Origin of the sequence: Lentzea miocenica (assembly GCF_033949945.1) — a bacterium.
Classification (GTDB): domain Bacteria; phylum Actinomycetota; class Actinomycetes; order Mycobacteriales; family Pseudonocardiaceae; genus Lentzea; species Lentzea miocenica.
Genome location: NZ_JAXAVW010000003.1, coordinates 316,465 through 335,737 on the forward strand (window position 1 = coordinate 316,465; position 19,273 = coordinate 335,737).

A 19,273-nucleotide genomic window follows, 5' to 3' on the forward strand; every position below is an offset into this window, starting at 1 on the left:
GAGGTGACGGGACCAACCTCCGGCACCCGTCCCGACGAGATCCGCAGGCACAACAGGACGGCGCTGCTGCGTCGCCTGCACGTCGACGGGCCGTCCACCAGGGCGTCGCTCGCGGCTGAGCTCGGGCTCAACCGCAGCACGATCAAGGCCCTGGTGGACGGGCTCGCCGAAGCCGGCGTGGTCGCCGAACGCGTGCCCGCTCTGCGCAGCGGAGCGGGCCGCCCGTCCCTGCTGGTCCTGCCCCAGCCGCACGCCGCGGTCGTCATCGCGATCGACGTGCGGGTGGAGCACGTGGCGATGGGGTTCGTCGGCCTCGGCGGGGAGATCCTCGGCCGGGACAGCTGGAACCTGCACCGGACGCGTGATCCGGGGGAGGTCATCACGCACATCGTCGAGTCGGCGCGCCTCATGGCCGACGACCTCGACGCCACCGCTGTCGGGGTCGGTGTGTCGGTGCCCGGTGTCGTCAGGCGTGCCGACGGCCACGTGCACGAGGCGCCGAACCTGCACTGGACGGACGTGGCACTCGGCAAACGCCTGGAGGCGGTGCTGAAGCTGCCGGTCCAGGTCGGCAACGACGCGGAGCTCGGCGCGCTGGCGGAGCACGTGCGCGGCGCGGCCCAGTCGTCCTCGGACATGGTCTACATCTCCGCGGACGTCGGTGTCGGCGGGGGAGTGATCCTGTCGGGGCAGCCGTTGCGCGGCTCCGGCGGCTACGTCGGCGAGCTGGGACACATGGTGGTCAACCCGCAGGGCCGGCGTTGCTACTGCGGTTGTGACGGCTGCTGGGAGACCGAGGTCGGCGAACCGGCGCTGTGCCGGGCGCTGGGCCTGCCGGACGACGCCCCGCGCGGCGCCGTCGTCGCGACGCTGCGGGCGCTCGACGATCCCGCCGTGCTGACCGAGTTCGCCGGGTGGCTGGCGCTGGGGCTCGCGAACATCGTCAACGTGCTCGGCCCGGAACTGGTCGTGCTCGGCGATCTCTACACGGCCCTGCCGGACTCCATCGTCGACGCGGTGAGCGCCGCCGTGCAGCAGCGCAGCCTGGTCTCGCGGGCGGTCGGCGGCACCCAGGTCGTGACGTCACCGCTGGGCAGGGACGCGAAGCTGATCGGTGCGGCCGAGCTGGCGTTCGAGCCCGTTCTCGACACGATCTAGAACTCGCCCAGGAACCAGAACTGGCCCGAAAGCGAAGGGGGCGGAGATCCATCCGGATCTCCGCCCCGAGCGGCTAGGTGGGGTGGAAGTCAGCCCTGCTGAATCTCAGCAGCGAGTTCGCGCAATTTCTCACTGTGCGCCCGGGCGTGGTGCCCGCAGAACAGCAGCTCGCCCCCGGACGGGAGCAAAGCGCGAACCTGGGCAGCAGCCCCGCAGCGGTCGCAGCGGTCGGCAGCGGTCAACTCGGGGCGGGTGAGTGCTGCAGTCATGATGAATCTCCCTCCGTCCCGGCACCGATACGGTGTGTTCCGGTGCCCTCTTACCAAGCTGCGACCACGGCGCCCCTGGCTTGGTGCGCGGTGCTCGCTGGCTCCACTCTGACAGACGTTCTGGCGATAGTCAGTGTTCCCGTGTGCGTGGCGACTCGCGTCACTATGCGATTTACCCGGCTGCAGCAGGCTTACACATGTGTTTGCCACCGGTTCACAGTCTTGACACGCACGCTGCGCAACCAGAAACCCGCTGGTGGAGCAGCATGTTCAGGCCGTTCGGTCGGTTGCGTGCGACCGGGAGTGTGATATCGGTTGCGCTTGTCCGCCCGCAGCGAACAGGTCACGAACGTCCCACAATTCGGACGCGGAACCGTGATCAAACTCCCGATCAAACGCTTGGTTTCCCGGCCGGATCAGCTCGCGAGGGCCGCGCTGATCGCCCGCGCCGCATGTCCCACGGCCTCCCGCAACGCGGTGGGGCTGCGGCCGTTGTCGAGCACCGCGGAGACGGTCCCGATGACGCTGCTGGACGGCGTGCGCACCGGAGCGCTGACGAACTCCATGCCCGCCGGCACCGTGGCCCCAGGACGCAACCGGGCCACGTCCTCCGCCCGCACGATGCTCGCCGCCGCGACGAGCACCCGGTCCCGCCGCGGCACCGCGAGGATCGTCGACGTCCGGATCGTCGCCGACAACGCCCGCAACGGCTGCCGCGCGACCCGCAGAATGCCCGGCGCAGGTTCCCACGCCTGCCCGAACCGGAACATCTGCGCGCCGATGCGGTAGCGCCCACGCACGTTCTCCACCGCGCCGAGCGTCTCCATCTGGTCCAGAAGGCGGTGCACCGTCGTCTTCGGCATCTCACAGCGGTCGGCGAGTTGCGTGAGCCCCAGCTCGCCCTCGTCCATCAGCTTGTCCAGCAGCGAGAAAGCCCCTTCGAGTACTGACCTGCCCATGTTTTCCTGCCCCCTCGTTCCGGTGTCCGGAACTGTCCCTGTGCACCCCTCCGGCACAGCCACACACTGATGGTGTCGCGGATGCATAGACGGCACATGAGCACATGGGTACTCATCTTTCGCGTGCGCACGATCAGGCCTGGTCAGGCCAGGGCAGCACGGTGAGCTCCGGCCAGTGCTCCCGCCACCGCCGGGTCTTGGTCTCGGAGATCTCGCGCGGAGCGAGCACGGGGTTGGGGCGGACGACGAGGTCGAACACGCGCCTCGTTGCGGATCTCGACGACCGCGGGCAGATCGGCGAAAACGCGCGCGCCGTCCTTGATGACCTCGTTCTCGGCTTCCTAGCTGAGGTCGGACCCGTCGAAGTAGAACAGGTCGTAGTCCCTGATGCCCTCGGTCGGCGGCCGGCAGGTGACCACGTTCCACACGGTCTGGAACACGCATCCGGCGGTCAGGTACCACCCCGGGAGATCGAGTTCGGCGGCGCGGCGCAGGACCTCCACCAGAACCTCGTTGCGAGCGAGGGTGGTGCGCAGTTCGTCGATCACGTCGCAGGAAAACACAAACCCGCGAAACACAGAAGGCCCCGCACCGAACCGGTGCGGGGCCTTCTGCGTATGTCCAGGTATGACCTAGTCGAGATAGTCGCGCAGGACCTGCGAGCGCGACGGGTGACGCAGCTTCGACATCGTCTTGGACTCGATCTGACGGATCCGCTCACGCGTGACGCCGTAGACCTGGCCGATCTCGTCCAGCGTGCGCGGCTGGCCGTCGGTGAGGCCGAAGCGCAACCGGACGACGCCCGCCTCGCGCTCGGACAGCGTCGCGAGAACGGACTGGAGCTGGTCCTGCAGCAGCGTGAACGACACGGCGTCGACAGCGACGACTGCCTCGGAGTCCTCGATGAAGTCACCGAGCTGGCTGTCGCCCTCGTCGCCGATCGTCTGGTCCAGCGAGATGGGCTCACGCGCGTACTGCTGGATCTCCAGCACCTTCTCGGGCGTGATGTCCATTTCCTTGGCGAGCTCCTCCGGGGTGGGCTCGCGGCCCAGGTCCTGGAGCAGTTCACGCTGGATGCGGCCGAGCTTGTTGATGACCTCGACCATGTGCACCGGGATGCGGATGGTGCGGGCCTGGTCGGCCATGGCGCGGGTGATCGCCTGCCGGATCCACCAGGTGGCGTACGTGGAGAACTTGTAGCCCTTGGTGTAGTCGAACTTCTCGACGGCGCGGATCAGACCCAGGTTGCCCTCCTGGATCAGGTCCAGGAACGCCATGCCGCGGCCGGTGTAGCGCTTGGCCAGCGACACGACGAGACGGAGGTTCGCCTCGAGCAGGTGGTTCTTGGCGCGCTCGCCGTCACGCACGATCCAGCGGAGGTCGCGGCGCAGCTGCGGCGTGAGCTTCTCCGCTTCCTCCTCGGAGCGGCGCACGCGCTCGGCGGCGTACAGGCCTGCCTCGATGCGCTTGGCGAGTTCGACTTCCTCCTCCGCGTTGAGGAGGGCGACCTTGCCGATCTGCTTGAGGTAGGCGCGGACGGAGTCGGCCGAGGCGGTGAGCTCCGCGTCCTTGCGCGCCTGGCGCAGGGCCTCGGACTCTTCCTCGTCCCAGACGAAGTCACCCTTGTTCTCGGGGTCCTCCGCCTCCTCGGGCTCGTCCACGACGGGCTCGTCGACGATTTCGACGTCCTCGACCAGGTCCTCGGCGCCGGGAGCGCCTTCCATGTCCTCGGGCTCTTCGCCGTCGGCCTTCTTGGTCGTCGCACCCTTGGCGGGAGCGGCCTTCGTGGCCGGCTTGCGCGCGCCCTTGGCGGCTGCGGCGGCGGGCTTCTTGGCCGCTGCCGTCGCGGTCGTCTTGCGCTTGGGCTTCTCCTCGGCCTCACCGGCCGCGGTCGCCTTGGTCGTCTTGGCGGCGCTCGCGGCGGAGCTGGAGCGTCGGGATGCGGTTTCTGCGGCTGCCACGTACGCCCTTTCGCGACGGTCGTTCAAGGCAAACCAGAGGGCGCGAAACCTCGGTCGCCAGAGTTCAGGGGATCTCCCCGCCGATCTTGCTTGGCGGGTGTGCGTTCCATTGTAACGACGTCGGTGACGCGGTGTTGCGCCCCGAGGTGGTTCGGGGCGCTCTCACCTGCGTTCTCGCAGCTAGATCGAGTAAGGCGAGTCGGACACGTTTCGGTGTCGAATGGTCGCGATGATCGCGGTCAGGGCCTGATGCCGTGCGCGGCGGCCCACGCGGCGCCGACGATGCCGGCGTCGTTCTTCAGCGCGGCCGCGACGACCTCGGTGCGGACCTCGAGCAACGGCAACCACTTCTGCGCCTTCTTGCTCACACCGCCGCCGGCGATCACGAGATCGGGCCAGATGAGGTCCTCGAGCACGTTGATGTAGCGCGTCACGCGAGGTGCCCATTCCTCCCAGGAAAGGCCCTTGTCCTCCTTCACGGAGGCGGCCGCACGCGTCTCCGCGTCGTGCCCGTCGACCTGGAGGTGGCCGAACTCGGTGTTCGGGACGAGCTTGCCGTCGAGGAACACCGCGCTGCCGATACCGGTGCCGAACGTCAGCAGCACGACGGTCCCGTCCTTGCCGACGCCCGCGCCGAACGACATCTCGGCGATGCCGGCCGCGTCCGCGTCGTTCATCACCACGATGTCCTCTGGCCTGCGCTTGAGGCGCTCAGCGAAGAGCTTCTGGGCGTCGCAGTTGATCCAGCCCTTGTCCACGTTCGCGGCACTGAGCGCCACACCGTGCTTGACCACACACGGCAGCGTGATGCCGACCGGCCCGTCCCACTGGAACTTCTCGACGATCTCGGCGACGACCTCCGCGACCGCTTCCGGCGTCGAGGGCTGAGGTGTGGGGATGCGCAGGCGTTCGCCGTCCAGTGCTCCTGCTTCGAGGTCGACCAGGCCGCCCTTCACGCCGGAGCCGCCGATGTCCACACCGAACCCGCGGGTGATGCCCATTCCCCGTGGTCCTTCCTACTCGATCCTGCTGGTTTCGATTCAGTACCTGTGGTGCGCAGACATTAGCCTGACGTTGTCCGATAGTCCCGTGCTAGTGACGCAGGAGGGAACCGGTCGTGTTCGATCCCAGGCCACTCGTCGACATCGCCACGGCCATCGGACAGGAAGCGGGCGCTCTTGTTCAGCGCATGCGTGCTTCCGCCGTGGTCTCGTTCGACACCAAGAGCACGTCGACGGACGTGGTGACAGCCGCCGACCGCGCCTCAGAACAACTCGTCCGGACGCGTCTGTCCGAGTTGCGTCCCGGTGAGCCGGTTCTCGGCGAGGAAGAGGGCGGAACCGTCGTCGAGGGGCTGACCTGGGTCGTCGACCCGATCGACGGCACCGTCAACTACCTCTACGGCATCCCCTGGTACTCGGTGTCGATCGCGGCGCAGCTCGACGGCGAGTCCGTCGCGGGCGCGGTGGTGGAGCCGGCGACCGGCCGCGTGTGGACCGCGGCGCGCGGGTACGGCGCGTTCCTGGACGGGGAGCCGTTGCACGTGTCGGCGACCACGGATCTGTCGCTGTCATTGCTGGGGTACGGCTTCGCGTACCGGCCGGAACGTCGTCAGCGGCAGGCGGACGCGTGGGCCTTGATGGCGACGCGGGTGCGTGACCTGCGCCGGGCCGGCGCGGCCTCGCTGGACCTGTGCTCGGTGGCCGCCGGGCGGCTCGACGCGTACGCCGAGCACGCGCTGGGGCGCTGGGACTGGGCAGCCGGTGGGCTGATCGCCGCCGAGGCCGGTGCCGTGGTGCGGCTGCCGGGTTCTTCTCCCGAGCTGGGGGAGGACGCGACGTTCGCGGCCGCACCGGGCATCGCCGACGCCATGTACAGCGCGCTCGTCGAGTCCGGCTTCGGCAAGGTCTGAATCAACGTTGAGCTTGACTGAATCAACATCGACGTTGATTCAGTCAATGTTGACGAGCTTCAGTCCGGTCAACGTGGACAGCAGCGTGACGACTCCACGCGCGTCCGGCACGTGGATCTCGGCCAGCCGTGTTGCGCGGGCGCGCCTGCCGGGAACGACACGACGCGTCGGTTGGTGACGTAGTAGGTCGTTCAGGGCGGTCGAGGAATCGAGCGTGCCGACGCACGGCGTAGAACTTCACGCTGAAGCGCATCTAGGCCAGGTCGGTGCGCAAGTACACCGAACAACGCACCGGCGAGCCGCGCCACAGCACGTGTTCGTCCGGAAGAAGGTCAATCCCCAGGTGCGCGAGGTAGCGCCGGGCGAGCGGAAAGTCAGCGGGTCAGGCGCAGGTCACGTCGCGGGCGCCGGAGAGGTTGTCCGCGTTCAGGGTCGGCGGGGCGGCCGCGGCGACCTGGCCGCCCTGCTGCTCCGGCTGCTGCTCGGCCCACTCCTTGAGCTGGTCGAGCACCTTGCGGGCGTCGCTGTTCGGCTTGACCTCGTCGAACTTCTTGCCGACCGCGATGTCCACGGTGGCGTCCTGGCGGTCGTCGCGCACGAGTTCCAGGCACGGCTCCAGCAGTGACAGCGTCCGCGCCGCCTGCGAGCCGGGGGCGCCGAAGCGGATCTGGCCGCGGCAGCTCATGTCGCCCGCCGGGTAGATCGGGTCGTTGCCTGGGTCGGCCGCCTGCTTCAAGCCCAGTTCGGTGAACTGCGTCGCGACGGTCTTGGCGTGGTTGCGCTGGGTCGAGGCGTTGACGACCTTGAAGTTGACCTCGCCGACGGGCACGGGGTTGGTGCGGTCCAGCGCGTCGTGTTCCAGCACGGTCCCGAGGGCGGGCGGCGGTGCGGTCGAGGTGGCCCCCGGATCGCCACCGGCCTCGGCCGCCGCGGTCCCCGAGGCCTGCACGTGGCCGGGCGCGTTGCACTTGATGGCCGCGTCCACGTCGCCGGCGTTGCCGAGCACCTTCACCCACACGAACACGGAACTGACCAACAGCACCGCGAACAGGACGAGCGCGGGCACGGGCCGACGCCGCTTGTAGGGCGTCAAACTTCCCGATGCGGGTCCCACGACCGAAGCCCTCCCCGTGTTCGTCCCCTGATCAGCCTAGGCCCTGCCCGGCTGCTGCGCGCCCCGACGGGCGTGACCCACCGCACCGGCCTGATTGCCCACAGTCAGGACGGTACCGGCCTGACGTCAGGTTGCACGCCGGGACGCACGTGCTCCCGCACAGGGTATCGGTCCAGCGTACAAAGGTTGTGTCACCCGTCCGGTCGGTAAGGGGTAACCCGATGTGGAGGCACTCGGACAATGAGCTACCCTCTGCGCGCTCCGCACACATGTGGATCAAGCCGACGGTCACGTCAAGGGGGTTGGCTTGGCGCTCGGGTGTGAGAGACCTACGTCACCTTGACGTGGGGCACAAAAGAGGTCGCTGGAGCGTTAACCAGCGACACGAACAGTCTCCGTAGACCGCAGGGGTGAAGAAGATGGCGACCGACTACGACGCGCCGCGTCGCAGCGAGGCGGACGAACTCGCTGAGGACTCCCTCGAGGAGTTGAAAGCCCGGCGGAACGAGACGCAGTCCGGCGTCGTCGACGTCGACGAGGACGCGAGCGCGGAGAACTTCGAGCTGCCCGGCGCCGATCTGTCCGGCGAGGAGCTCACGTTCAAGGTCCTGCCCAAGCAGGCCGACGAGTTCACGTGCTCGAAGTGCTTCCTGGTGCACCACCGCAGCAGGCTCGCCGAGGACAACGGCGGCACGTACATCTGCCGGGACTGCGCCTGACGCAAATTCCGCCGAGAAAGAACTGGGCGCTCACCCGCACGGGTGGCGCCCAGTTGTGTTCTTCGGACTGTGTTCTTCAGCTCGCGTTCTGCCCGGACCTGATCGCGGCGGCGAGCTCTTCCGGGCGCCGCGAGCTGATCAGCCAGTAGGGCGTCGGGTCCTCCGGGTCGTTCACGCGCACCCGCACGAGCGACTTGATCCAGCCCTTCTGCACGACGTACGCCGCCGGGTCGAGGAACGGGCCCATGACCTTGCGCCGGTCTTCCGGGGCGATGATCTCGACGTCGCCGAGCAGCGCGAGGGGGATGTGCGCCTCGCCCGCCCGCAGCTCGCCGTCGGCGACCTCCACCCTGGTCGACCCCTGCCGCATGATCAGCACGATCATCAGCGGCAGCAGGATCACGTACGGCAGCCAGGACCGGACACCGGGGAAGCCCATGTGCACCTCGGCGGCCAGCAGCCCGGCGCCCAGCAGCGGCCAGGGCCAGATCCACCACGTCACGTACAGGCGCTCGCGGAAGGTCGTAGTGGCGGTCACGGCAGTCTCACTCACGTCGTCAGGGTAATCTCGCCCGCCGTGTCCAGCGTCGAGGTGTTGCTGACCCGGCTCGATCCGGGGGTTCCCGTGCCCGCCTACGCCCGTCCCGGCGACGCGGGCGCCGATCTGGTCACCACGTCGGACGTGGTCATTCCACCAGGCGAGCGCGCCGTCGTCGGCACCGGTGTCGCGATCGCGCTCCCGTTCGGGTTCGCCGGTTTCGTGCACCCCCGTTCCGGCCTGGCCGCGCGGGTCGGGCTGAGCGTGGTCAACACTCCGGGCACGATCGACTCCGGCTACCGCGGTGAGATCCGCGTTTGCCTCGTGAACCATGATCTCCGTGAGCCGATCGTGCTGTCGCGCGGCGACCGGATCGCCCAGCTCGTCGTGCAACGCGTCGAGCACGCGGTGTTCCGTGAGGTCACCGAGTTGCCGGAAACGGAACGCGGTGCGGGAGGCTATGGCTCGACCGGCGGGCACGTGGTGCTCGCCCGTACGAAGACAGAGGGGTAGAGGCATGTTCGGAAGGCGCCGCAAGCGCGGTCGTCACTCCGCTGGGGCTGTCGACACCGGTCCGGAGCACGACGAGGACTTCGACGACGTCGCCGGGCCGTGGGACTCGACGGTGGCGCCCCATGACGAGCTGGAGCGGCTCGACCTGGGATCGGTGCAGCTGCCGATGCCGGCCGAGGCCCAGCTGCAGGTCGAGATGGACCAGCAGAACGGTTCCGTGCGCGCCGTGCACGTCCTCACGTCCGTCGGGCAGCTGACGGTCAGCGCGTTCGCCGCGCCGAAGTCGGGCGGCCTCTGGCGGGAGGTCGGCGCCGAGCTGATCGACGGCCTCAAGGAGGACGGCGCCCGCATCAACCGCGAGAACGGCGAGTGGGGCGAGGAGATCACCGCGCGCAACCAGGGCGTGCAGATCCTCTTCGTCGGCGTCGACGGGCCGCGCTGGATGCTGCGCGGTGTCGCCGCCGGTCCCGAGGAGCACTTCGAGCAGAACTCCGCGGCACTGCGGGAGATGCTGCGCGGCACCGTCGTCGTGCGCGGCGAGCAGCCGATGCCGCCCCGCACCCCGCTGCCGGTCGAACTGCCGGAAGCGATCGCCAAGCACATTCAGCAGCAGGGCTGACGCGCTTGTTGCCACGCCTGCACCGCGCGCCCTAGTGCGTGCGGGTAGGCGTCAAGCGTCGTTGTGGTGAGCACGGCGCGTGGGATCGCTTCTGCCCATTGCTCAGCGATCTCGATCGGGTGCACCGGGTCGTCGGTGCACCCGACGATGCCCGTCGGCACGGTCAGGCTCCTCAACTCGTCGAGCGTCGGTGCCGGCGATTCGGCGGCTTCCTCGAAGTGCGGCACGAGCTGGTCCCCGTAGCCGCGCCAGGCCCTGGTCAGTTCCTCGCGCAGCCAGCCGGTCGTGCCCGCGAGCGCGGTGTCGAGGCCGTGGTTCGTGACGATCTCCGCGCTGGCCCTGGCGGCGAGCGCCGCGGGCGCGCCCCGAGGAGCCCCGGTCCAGGCCGGCAGCGCGAGGATCAGGCCCGCGCACCTGTCCGGGTTGTGCGCGGCCCACCTGGCGGCGACGTGCGCGCCGAGTGAGACGCCACCCACCACGATCGGGTGGCCTGCCGAGGCATTTTCGAGGGCCGTCAACCGTTCACTGAGTGTGCGGACGCGAGGAGCGGTGAGAACGGCGCCGACCTGCGACAACGGCTCGGCGAACACGGAACGGACAAATACCTCGTCAGAGGCGGTTCCGGGCAGGAGGAGGACGGTCTCGACAGGCACGCCCGAGATTGTCCGCCCTCGTGCGTACCCTCACTCTCAGACGGTCCACACCACGGGGCCACTTGAGCAATGCAGGAGTCGGGGATGAGCGGCTATTGGCGCCGCTTGGTGCGTCGCTTGACCAGTGACGTCACCGAGCTCGACGCGGACGACCTGTCGCGAAAAGCGGAGGCCGTCGGCGCGGTGAAGGCCTGCGACTGCAAGTCCGGCGAGGAGGTCACCGTCCTCGGCAGGCTCCGCAGCGTGGAGCTCTGCCCCCGGGACGCGGCCGCCACGCTGGAGGCTGAGCTCTACGACGGCACCGAGGGCGTGACCCTCGTCTGGCTCGGCCGCCGTCGCATCGCGGGCATCGAGCCTGGTCGGACGATCAAGGCTCGTGGCCGCATCGCCGTGCGCGACGGGCGCAAGGTGCTCTACAACCCCTATTACGAGTTGCAGAACGCTTCATGACCTCAGCTGAGACCGAAGAAAAGCAGCCCACCGTCCTCGAGCAGATGGGCGGCGTGAGCGGAATGCTCTACTCGTCGCTGCCCGTCGTCGTCTTCGTCATCGTCAACTTCGCCGCCAAGAACCTGATGGCCGCGATCATCAGCGCGCTCGCCGCCGCCGTCGTCATCGGCGTGGTCCTGGCGGTCCGCAAGGGCACCATCCAGCCCGCCATCTCCGCCGTGTTCGGCGTGGGCATCGCGGCGTTCATCGCCTACAAGACGGGTGAGGCCAAGGGCTTCTTCCTCTTCGGCATCTGGCAGAGCGTCGTCTACGGCGGCGCCTTCCTGCTGTCGATCATCCTGCGCTGGCCCCTGGCCGGCGTGATCTGGACGTTCCTCAACGGCCGCGACCGCTCCTGGCGGTCCGACAAGGCCACGGTCCGCGACTACGACATCGCGACCTTCGTCTGGGCGCTGGTCTTCTTCGCGCGTTTCGTGGTGCAGCGCTGGCTCTACGAGGAGGACCAGGTCGGCTGGCTGGCCGTGGCCCGCCTCGGCATGGGCTACCCGCTTATGGCCATCGCACTGGTCGCCACGGTCTGGGCGGTCCGCCGGGCCGACAAGCGCCTGAAGGCGGCCGAGGAAGCCCGCGAGGCCGAGGCCGGAGTTCGCGCCACCGAGGAAGAGGTCCTGGCCCGCACGGCCGACGACCTCCTCACCCCGGACATGGACGAACTCCAGCGCGTGGTGGAGAAGGAGTCGCGCGACAAGTCCCGCGACTGATCCGCTCGGCGTCTCCCCGCGGCCGGTGTCTCCTCGGAGGCGCCGGCCGCGTCTTTGTTCAGCCGGCCGCGTCTTCGTTCGGAGGCGCTGCCCGTGCCCTGGTCAGCCTGCTGTCGACTGGCCGGGCGGACGGTATGCGATATATCGGATATCAGCAGCGACCGGTATGCCGTATCCCGTACATCGGATGTCAGGTGCAATGGCATACGGTCGCCAGTCATGACAACGTTGTCATCGGCAGGCGATGCCCAGTGCGCAACACATTGGATACCGGATATCTGCCGTCTGAACTTGGTATCCCGCATCCCGCATCCCGCATCCCGCATCCCGCATCCCGCATCCCGCATCCCGCATCCCGCATCCCGTACACCGGATACCGGATACCGCCGTCAGTAGCAGTCCGCGGGATCCCGTCAGGACGGGCCGAGCACCGTGCGCAGTTCGTCGCGCCCCGTCACCCCGAGCACGCCGTATATCGCATGCAGGTGGTTGTCGACGGTGCGCTTCGAGGTGTGGAGCTTCTCGGCGATCTGCTGGTTGGTGAGGCCGGACGTGGCGAGGCGGCCCACCTCCACCTGGCGGCGGGTCAGGTGGGTCAGGCCGTCGGCGCGCAGGGCCGGGGTGTGGACGCGGTCGAAGTCGCGCATCACCAGGGCCTGGCGGGCGGAGGCCTGGGAGGCGGCGCGGGCGTTGCCCTGGGTTCGGTGCAGGCGGGCGGCGGAGGCCAGGGCCTCGGCGGCGTAGAGGGTGGCGCCGAGGCGCAGGAAGTCCGTTGCCGTGGCCCCCAGGACGGCCGGTGCGGCGTGGGCGAGTGCGGTCGCGTGTGCCGCGTAGGCCGAGGTCATCGGGTCGTCCATGGTGGATGTGAGGGCCGTCAGGCGCAGGGACGTGTCGACGCCGAAGCGGGCCGCGTCGTGCAGGGCCATGGCCTCGCCGCCGTGCACGCCCAGTTCCGCGCATTCGTCCGCCGCGGTCACCGCGGCGTCGGCGGCGGCACGGATGTCGCCCAGTGCGGCGAGCACCCAGGAGCGGGCCACCGGCACCCTCATGCCGGTCAGCCGCCACGCTGGGCGGCGGGCCTTCTCGGCGCGGGCCAGGGCTTCCTCGGCCAGGGCGCCGTCGCCGCAGAGCGCGGCGGCGCTCGCCAGGCTCGCGAGGGCGATGGTGTCGAAGATCAGCGGGTTTCCTGGTGTTTTCGGACTGCCTTCGCGGGCCAGGCGCAGGGCCTGGGAGCCGTGGCCCCGCATGCGCGCGCAGAACGACAGCACGCTGTAGAGCGACGTCGTGCCGGTGAAGTCCAAATCGTCGAACAACGTGTCGTACATCTTCAGCGCGAGGCTCTCCGCCTCGGCGATGTGGCCGCCGTACGCCAGTGCGAAGCAGCGCATGCGCATCTCGCCGTAGTCCGGTGCCGGCGATTCGCTGCCCAACGACAGAGTCTCGGCCTCACACCAGTCGACCTCCTCCTCGACCTCGCGGTACCGGCCCGCGTGCAGCAGGCACAACGCCCTGGTGCGTCGCATGTGGATGGACAGGTGCGGCATCAGTGGCTGGTAGGTGCTCTCCAGCACCGTGGTGACGTGATGGTGCTGCGCCTCCTGCAGGGTCCGGACGACCTTCAGCCAGTCGCGCAGGTCCTCCGGGAGGCCGGGCACGTCGACGTCGGCGAGCACCGCGGCGGCGGCGTCCGCGTCGCCCAGCCCGAAGTGGAGGTTCATGGACCGGGTGGCGCCGAGGCGGCTCAGGTCCGCCGCCGACAACGGGCCGGTCATCACGTCCGCCAGCGTTGCCTCGGCCTGGTCCGGTGCACGGCCGTGCATCAGCACCTGGCCGAACACGTGCCCAACCCGGCTCAGGCCGCCCGCGTCCACGGCGGCGCGGCACAGGCGTTCGGCGAGTGTCACGTCCCGCGCGGCCCACGCCTGTTCGGCGGCCGCGGCCAGCAGGGTCAGCGAGATCGGTGAGCCGCCGTCGAGCCGCCACGTCGCGATGCGCATCAGGTCTTCACGACGGCGTGCGCCCGTTGCTTCCAGACCGGCGGCCAACGCGCGTTGGTGTGACTGCGCGCGCAACGCGGGGCATGTCGCGCGGAGCAGGCTGCCGTACAACGGATGCCCGAGCCGCACGACGGTGCGGCGGCCCGACGACTCGACACGGATCAACGCCCGTGTCTCCAGGTCGTCGAGCGCCTCCTCCTGCACCAGCGACGCCAGCAGCTCGAGCTCGACCGGTTCGGAGTAGGCGAGCAGCTCCAACGCGTGCCGGTGCGCGGGCTCCAGCCGGCCGAGGTTCTCCTGCACGAGCTCGCCGAGCCGCCCGCCGAGTTGGATCGCGCCATGCCACGACCAGATTCCGTCGTCGACGCGCAACGCCCCCACCGCGCGCCCGGAGACCACGAGTTCCCTGAGGTACAAGGGATTTCCCGCGCTGCCCGACCACAGCAACGACGACGAGCGCGTGTCCACCGGCCCGTCCAACGCCTGTTCCAGCAAGAGATCGGACTCGGCACGCGACAGGTCGCCGAACGGATAGCGCCGCAACAACCCCTCCTGCCACAGCTCGGTCCGCTCACCCGGCCGCGACGTCACGAGCACCCGTGCGAACCCGTGCCGGATCAGGTGATGCAGCAACCCGATCGAGGCGTCGTCGAGCAGGTGCGCGTCGTCCACCACGATCGCCAACGGCTGCGGCCCGGCCGCCAAGTGCTCGACGGCGCGGCCCAACGGGTTCGCGGTGCGCATGTCCGCGGGCAGCATCGCGGCCAGCGCCCCGAACGGGATCGACGACGTCGCCACGGTCGCGTAACAGCGCCGCACGGCGACACCGGTCTGCTCAAGCCGTGCCACGACCTCGTCCGCGAGCCGGGTCTTGCCCACACCGGCGGGTCCGACGAGCGCGGCGCCGTTTGCGTTCGGTGAGGTGAGCGCGGACATCACGTCCTCGAGTTCTCGCGCCCTGCCCACGAACGGCCACACAACTCGCAGTGTGCCGAAGGTCCGGTCCACCGCGCACTTCGTTTTGGCCCTCAGCCCTGGCCGAACAGCGCGCGCAACCCACCCCGCCCGGTGACACCCACCGCCGCGTACGTCGTGTGCAGGTGGTTGTCGACTGTCCGCTTGGCGATCGCCAGACGCTCTGCGATCTCCACGTTCGTCAGCCCCGCCACGGCCAGACGCGCGATTTCCAGCTGACGCGGCGTCAACGCGGCGAGGGTGCTCGTCACCACCAGACCGGGCGTCGTCGCGCCGTCGAACGACTCCGCGAGCGCCGAGGCCTGCCGCTCCAGCCGGTCCGCGTCTCGTGGCCGGTCGTGCAGCCGCGACAGCCTGCTGGCCTCCGCGAGCGCCTCAGCCGCGTACAAAGTGGCACCGCACGCCGTGAACGCCGCCGCCACCTCCTCCAGCCCCGCCGGATCACGCAACGCGCGCGCCTGGGCGTGCGAGGCATACGCAGTCGTCAGCGGATCCTTGCGAGACTTGGCGAGCTCCAACAGCCGTGGAGAGGTGTCCGCACCGAACCGTGCCGCGTCGTGCAGCGACACGATCTCCTCAGAGTGCGCGCCATGTGCACGCGCGGTGGCGGCGTTGTCCAGAGCGGCCTGCATCGCCTCGTTGACGTGCCCGCCGCCAGCCAGCACCCACGACCGTGCAGACCCAACGGCGAACTGCGCGATCCGCCACGCAGGTCGCAACCCGGCCTCTGCCCGCGCCAACGCCCGTTCGGCCCGATCGGACTGCCCCTGCAACGCGGCACCGGCGGCGAACTCGGCCAGCAGCAGCACGTCCCACATCATCGCCCGGGAGTCCGACCGCCCACCGGATTCCGGGATGCCCTCGGCGGTGATCCGCACGGCGGACGCGGCCTGCCCGCGCAACCGCGCGCACTGGCTCAGCAGCACCCGCGGCGGCACCTGGGTGACCGACCAGCGGTCCTCCTCGATCACCTCGGCCAGCGCCCGCGCGGCCCGCGTCTCGGCACCCGCGAGGTCACCGCAGCGCAGGATGCTCTCGTTGCGCACCCCGTTCGCCGCGTTCGTCAGCGACGGGAACCGCCCGGCCGTCGCCAGCACGGCCTCGTGGTTGTCCTCGATCCGCGCGATCGCCTCGGTGTAGCGGCCGGCGAACTGGTCGGCGAACGCCAGCACCTGCCGTCCCGCCGTCTCCGCCCAGCCGCCCTCGGCGATCAGCAGCTCACCCCCGAGCCGCGCGAGCCGCAGCGGAGCGGCCTCCAGCGCGAACGTCAGCGCGAAGAACAGCACCGCGTGCTCCAGCTCGGCAGGCAACTCCCGATCGGTCACCTCGTCGAGCACCGCCACGGCCGCGTCCTCGTCACCGAGCCCGAAGAACAGGTTAAACGCGCGCGTACAGCCCACCTGGATCAACGTGAGCATGTCGCCGCCCGCCGCCATCGTCTCGGCGAGCACCTCTTCGGCCTGTACGCACTGACGCTGGTACATCAGCACGAGGCCGAGCACGAGCCCCACGCGTGATGTCGCCCCACGCGCGACGGCGGCGCGCGAGAGTCGTTCGGCCAGCTCCCAGTCCTGTGCGGACAGTGCCTGTTCGGCGGCCCGCGCGAGCACGTCCGGCGACTCGGCCGTCCCGCTGTCCAGCCGCCACGTCGCGACCCGCACCGCGTCACCTGGCCGGTCCGCGCCCTCCGCCTCCAACCGGTCGGCGAGGGCCCTGCGATGCGCGCGAGCTCGCAGCGTCGGACAGGTCGCCCGCAGGCGCGCGCTGTAGAGGGGGTGCGCGACGCGTGCGCGCCCGTCATCACCGACACGCACGAACCCCATGTCCACGAGGTCCTGCGGAACCGGCATCAGCTCCGGTTCGAGCGGCTCGCCGTACGCGAGCAGCTCCAGCGCCCGCCGCTGCGGATCGGCGAGGCGTCCCAGCGACAGGTCGACGAGCTCGGCGAGCCGCCCCGACAGCTCCAGCGGCCCACTCCAGTTCCAGCCGCCCTCGGTCTCGGTCAGCGCGCCCGAATGCCGGCCGGCGGCCACGAGTTCCTTGAGGTACAACGGATTGCCCTGGCTGTTCGCCCACACCAGGTGCCGGGTCGAGGCGTCGGCGGGTCCGCCCAGCGCGGAAGCCAGCAACGTGTCCGCGCGCTGCTGATCGAGCGCGCCGACGTTGACGACGGACAGCCCTTCGAGGCCCCACCCGAGCCGCGCCGTGCAGATGACCCGCGTCAGCCGGTGGCGCACAACGTGCTGCAACACCAACAACGACGCGTCATCGAGCAGATGTGCGTCATCGATCGACAGCACCCGTCGTCCGCCACGAGAGAGATGCTCGGCAGCGGCGCGCACAGACGACAACGGCAGGATCGACGGCCCGTGTGAGCTCGCGGGGATGTCCGCGGGAACGAGCGACGCGATCGCCCCGAGCGGAATCCGGGACGTGGCGACCGTGGCATAGCAGCGCACGGCGGCGTGCGGCACGGCGGCGAGCACCTCCGCGGCCAGGCGGGTCTTGCCGACGCCCGGCGGACCGGACAGCAGCACCGTTCCGTCCACGGCCAGCGTCCGCAGCGCGGCCCGCAGCTCACCCTCGCGCCCGACCAGGGGCAACTGATCGCTCACAGTTGGTAAGTGCTCGCTTCCGTTGCGCAGATACCGGGGTTGAGCTCGGTCAGGCTCGTGGCCCCTCCCAGGATGTCGTGGATGACGAAATCCGGCACGAAGAGGGGACGCAGTGAGGACGAAAGCTGCGATCCCGCCGGAACGTCTGAGAACCCAGCCGTATCACGCCGCCCGCGGCGAGCGTCGGGTCCGCATGAAACCTTTCATGCGGAAAGTCGCGCTCCTGGCCTCGCTCGCGCTCGTGTCGGGCGGTCTGCTCGTCAGCACGTCCACCTCGGCGGGCGCGCAGGCGGGGTCCCAGTTCACGTCGCGGTCCAACGGCAGATGCCTGACCGCCGCCACCCCGCAGGAGGGTGCCGGCGTGATCATGGTCGACTGCCAGGGCGCGGTCACCCAGCGCTGGTACTGGGACGGGCTGAAACTGCGCAACTCCAGCAACAACAAGTGCCTGTCCGCCGCCTGGGGCAACGGCGACAACGGCGCGGCGCTGCAGATGTTCGACTGCTGGGCGGGGAACAACGCGTTCCAGATGTTCTACCGCCCGGCCTCCCACGACTACGAGGTCGGCCGGATCCGGTCATGGCTCGGTGGCAACCGCTGCGTCGAGATCGTCGGAGCCAACTGGTGGAACGGTGCCAACGTGGGTCTGTGGGACTGCCACGGCGGCAGCAACCAGTACTGGAACGGGATCTAGCCCCCCGCTAGTACCCCAGCGCGGACTTGATCTCGTGCTCGACGGCGGCGGTGGTGACGAACAACAGCTCATCGCCGCCCTCGAGCGTGTCGTCCGGCTGCGGCACGATGACCCGCCCGCCGCGCAGGATCGTCACCAGCGCGGCGTCGCGGGGCAGCGTCAGCTCCGAGACCGCCCGGCCGGCGAACGGCGTCGACTCGTCGAGCGTGATCTCCACGAGGTTCGCCTGCCCCTGCCGCAACGTCAGCAGCCGCACGACGTCACCGATCGTCACGGACTCCTCGACCATCGCGGCCAACAACCGTGGCGTGGAAACCGCGACGTCGACACCCCACGACTCGGTGAAGAGCCACTCGTTCGTCGGGTCGTTCACGCGCGCGATGACGCGACGGACCGCGAACTCGGTCTTGGCCAGCAGCGACACCACGAGGTTGACCTTGTCGTCACCGGTCGCGGCGATCACCACGTCGCACAGCTGCATGCCCGCGTCCTCCAAAGAGGACAACTCGCACGCGTCGGCCTGCACCCACTCGGCCTGCTCGACGGAGTTCGGGTCGAAGTGCGCCCGGTCCCGTTCGATCAGCATGACCTGGTGCCCGTCCTGCACGAGTTCCTGCGCGATGGACCGGCCCACCGCGCCCGCACCCGCGATCGCGACCCGCATCAGCTCTCCTCCGGTGCCTGCTGCGCCGCCGCCGCGACGTCGGTGATCGTGCCGGACAGCGCCGCCACGTAGATGATGTCGTCGGCCTGCACGACGGCCTTCGCGTCCGGCAGCACACCCGTGCCGAACCGCATCAGGAACGCCACCCGGGCACCGATGGCGGCCTCGAGCTCGAAGACGGGACGGCCCACCCAGCGTTCGTCGACCTCGATCGGCAGCACCGCGACCGTGCCGGACGGGTCGCGCCACGCGGTGGCGGCCCCCTCTGGCAACAGCATCCGCAGGAACCGGTCGGTGCTCCACGGCACGGTCGCCACGGTCGGGATGCCCAACCGCTCGTACACGGCCGCGCGCTTGTGGTCGTAGATCCGCGCGACGACGTGCTCGACGCCGAACGTCTCACGCGCGACCCGCGCCGAGATGATGTTCGAGTTGTCGCCGCTGGAGACCGCAGCGAACGCGCCCGCGCGCTCGACTCCCGCCTCGATCAGGACGTTGCGGTCGAAACCGTTGCCGACGACCTGCTGCCCGTGGAAGTCGCTGCCCAGCCGGCGGAACGACTGCGGGTCCTTGTCGATCACGGCGACCTGGTGGTCGAGTCGCTCGAGAGCCCTGGCCAGGGACGCCCCCACCCGGCCACACCCCATGATCACCACGTGCACGACATGCCTCCTCAGGCGAACTCTGAGCAGAACCTACCGA

At 69.7% G+C, this 19,273-nt stretch carries 21 protein-coding genes; 8 read left to right on the forward strand and 13 right to left on the reverse strand.

Annotation, left to right across the window (positions count from 1 at the left end; translation table 11 throughout):
* Positions 1–3 precede the first annotated feature (3 nt).
* Entirely contained in the window at positions 4–1,158 is a 1,155-nt protein-coding gene (locus SK803_RS05680; RefSeq protein WP_319964685.1) for an ROK family protein, read from the forward strand.
* A gap of 89 nt (positions 1,159–1,247) precedes the next feature.
* Here SK803_RS05680 and SK803_RS05685 read toward each other — a convergent pair whose 3' ends face one another.
* From SK803_RS05685 to ppgK, 6 genes are all read right to left on the reverse strand, one after another.
* Positions 1,248–1,427 carry a DUF7455 domain-containing protein gene (locus SK803_RS05685; protein WP_231642793.1) on the reverse strand — a complete coding sequence of 60 codons (180 nt, stop codon included), beginning with the start codon at positions 1,425–1,427 and terminating at the stop codon, positions 1,248–1,250.
* 416 nt (positions 1,428–1,843) lie between these two features.
* A complete protein-coding gene (locus tag SK803_RS05690) occupies positions 1,844–2,386 on the reverse strand; it encodes a helix-turn-helix domain-containing protein (RefSeq protein WP_319964686.1) in 543 nt (180 codons plus the stop codon).
* A 133-nt stretch (positions 2,387–2,519) separates the two neighbouring features.
* Positions 2,520–2,645, reverse strand: a complete 126-nt coding sequence (locus SK803_RS05695) for a hypothetical protein (protein ID WP_319964687.1) — start codon at positions 2,643–2,645, stop codon at positions 2,520–2,522.
* Between the two features lie 82 nt (positions 2,646–2,727).
* On the reverse strand, positions 2,728–2,934 hold the full coding sequence (locus SK803_RS05700) for a nucleotidyltransferase family protein (protein ID WP_319964688.1): 207 nt from the start codon (positions 2,932–2,934) through the stop codon (positions 2,728–2,730).
* A gap of 84 nt (positions 2,935–3,018) precedes the next feature.
* Positions 3,019–4,347 carry an RNA polymerase sigma factor gene (locus SK803_RS05705; RefSeq protein WP_319964689.1) on the reverse strand — a complete coding sequence of 443 codons (1,329 nt, stop codon included), beginning with the start codon at positions 4,345–4,347 and terminating at the stop codon, positions 3,019–3,021.
* Positions 4,348–4,586: 239 nt separating this feature from the next.
* Complete coding sequence (gene ppgK, locus SK803_RS05710; RefSeq protein ID WP_319964690.1) at positions 4,587–5,348, reverse strand: polyphosphate--glucose phosphotransferase; 762 nt, start codon at positions 5,346–5,348, stop codon at positions 4,587–4,589.
* Positions 5,349–5,464: 116 nt separating this feature from the next.
* Between ppgK and SK803_RS05715 the strand changes: the two genes are divergently transcribed.
* Positions 5,465–6,259 (forward strand): inositol monophosphatase family protein, encoded by a 795-nt coding sequence (locus SK803_RS05715; RefSeq protein WP_319964691.1) that lies wholly within the window; start codon positions 5,465–5,467, stop codon positions 6,257–6,259.
* Positions 6,260–6,641: 382 nt separating this feature from the next.
* Here SK803_RS05715 and cei read toward each other — a convergent pair whose 3' ends face one another.
* Positions 6,642–7,373, reverse strand: coding sequence for an envelope integrity protein Cei (cei, locus tag SK803_RS05720; RefSeq protein WP_319964692.1), 732 nt, complete (start codon positions 7,371–7,373; stop codon positions 6,642–6,644).
* Between the two features lie 419 nt (positions 7,374–7,792).
* On the opposite strand from cei, the gene SK803_RS05725 reads away from it, so the two are divergent.
* Positions 7,793–8,092, forward strand: a complete 300-nt coding sequence (locus tag SK803_RS05725) for a DUF4193 domain-containing protein (protein ID WP_030474775.1) — start codon at positions 7,793–7,795, stop codon at positions 8,090–8,092.
* A 76-nt stretch (positions 8,093–8,168) separates the two neighbouring features.
* On the opposite strand, the gene SK803_RS05730 is transcribed toward SK803_RS05725, so the two are convergent.
* Positions 8,169–8,645, reverse strand: a complete 477-nt coding sequence (locus SK803_RS05730; protein WP_319964694.1) for a DUF3093 domain-containing protein — start codon at positions 8,643–8,645, stop codon at positions 8,169–8,171.
* Positions 8,646–8,669: 24 nt separating this feature from the next.
* Between SK803_RS05730 and dut the strand changes: the two genes are divergently transcribed.
* Together dut and SK803_RS05740 are read left to right on the forward strand one after the other, a co-directional pair.
* Positions 8,670–9,143: a dUTP diphosphatase gene (dut, locus tag SK803_RS05735; protein WP_319964695.1), complete on the forward strand. Its 474-nt coding sequence runs from the start codon at positions 8,670–8,672 to the stop codon at positions 9,141–9,143.
* A 4-nt stretch (positions 9,144–9,147) separates the two neighbouring features.
* On the forward strand, positions 9,148–9,762 hold the full coding sequence (locus SK803_RS05740) for a DUF3710 domain-containing protein (RefSeq protein ID WP_319964696.1): 615 nt from the start codon (positions 9,148–9,150) through the stop codon (positions 9,760–9,762).
* Here SK803_RS05740 and SK803_RS05745 read toward each other — a convergent pair.
* Complete coding sequence (locus tag SK803_RS05745) at positions 9,747–10,415, reverse strand: alpha/beta fold hydrolase (protein WP_319964698.1); 669 nt, start codon at positions 10,413–10,415, stop codon at positions 9,747–9,749. The two genes, SK803_RS05740 and SK803_RS05745, sit on opposite strands and share 16 nt — an antisense overlap.
* 69 nt (positions 10,416–10,484) lie before the next feature.
* On the opposite strand from SK803_RS05745, the gene SK803_RS05750 reads away from it, so the two are divergent.
* The gene (locus SK803_RS05750) at positions 10,485–10,865 is read left to right on the forward strand and encodes an OB-fold nucleic acid binding domain-containing protein (RefSeq protein ID WP_030474780.1); all 381 of its coding nucleotides are present in this window, start codon (positions 10,485–10,487) and stop codon (positions 10,863–10,865) included.
* The gene (locus tag SK803_RS05755) at positions 10,862–11,626 is read left to right on the forward strand and encodes a DUF3159 domain-containing protein (RefSeq protein WP_319964699.1); all 765 of its coding nucleotides are present in this window, start codon (positions 10,862–10,864) and stop codon (positions 11,624–11,626) included. Before SK803_RS05750 ends, SK803_RS05755 begins: the two co-directional genes overlap by 4 nt.
* A gap of 413 nt (positions 11,627–12,039) precedes the next feature.
* Here the strand turns inward: SK803_RS05755 and SK803_RS05760 are convergent, their stop codons facing one another.
* Positions 12,040–14,601 carry an AAA family ATPase gene (locus tag SK803_RS05760; protein WP_319964700.1) on the reverse strand — a complete coding sequence of 854 codons (2,562 nt, stop codon included), beginning with the start codon at positions 14,599–14,601 and terminating at the stop codon, positions 12,040–12,042.
* Positions 14,602–14,651: 50 nt separating this feature from the next.
* Positions 14,652–17,213, reverse strand: coding sequence for an AAA family ATPase (locus SK803_RS05765; protein ID WP_319964701.1), 2,562 nt, complete (start codon positions 17,211–17,213; stop codon positions 14,652–14,654).
* A gap of 205 nt (positions 17,214–17,418) precedes the next feature.
* Between SK803_RS05765 and SK803_RS05770 the strand changes: the two genes are divergently transcribed.
* Entirely contained in the window at positions 17,419–17,907 is a 489-nt protein-coding gene (locus SK803_RS05770; RefSeq protein ID WP_319964702.1) for an RICIN domain-containing protein, read from the forward strand.
* Positions 17,908–17,914: 7 nt separating this feature from the next.
* Here the strand turns inward: SK803_RS05770 and SK803_RS05775 are convergent, their stop codons facing one another.
* Together SK803_RS05775 and SK803_RS05780 are read right to left on the reverse strand one after the other, a co-directional pair.
* Positions 17,915–18,571, reverse strand: coding sequence for a potassium channel family protein (locus tag SK803_RS05775; RefSeq protein ID WP_319964703.1), 657 nt, complete (start codon positions 18,569–18,571; stop codon positions 17,915–17,917).
* Positions 18,571–19,233 carry a potassium channel family protein gene (locus SK803_RS05780; protein WP_319964704.1) on the reverse strand — a complete coding sequence of 221 codons (663 nt, stop codon included), beginning with the start codon at positions 19,231–19,233 and terminating at the stop codon, positions 18,571–18,573. The genes SK803_RS05775 and SK803_RS05780 overlap by 1 nt, the downstream gene beginning before the upstream one ends.
* Positions 19,234–19,273 lie beyond the last annotated feature (40 nt).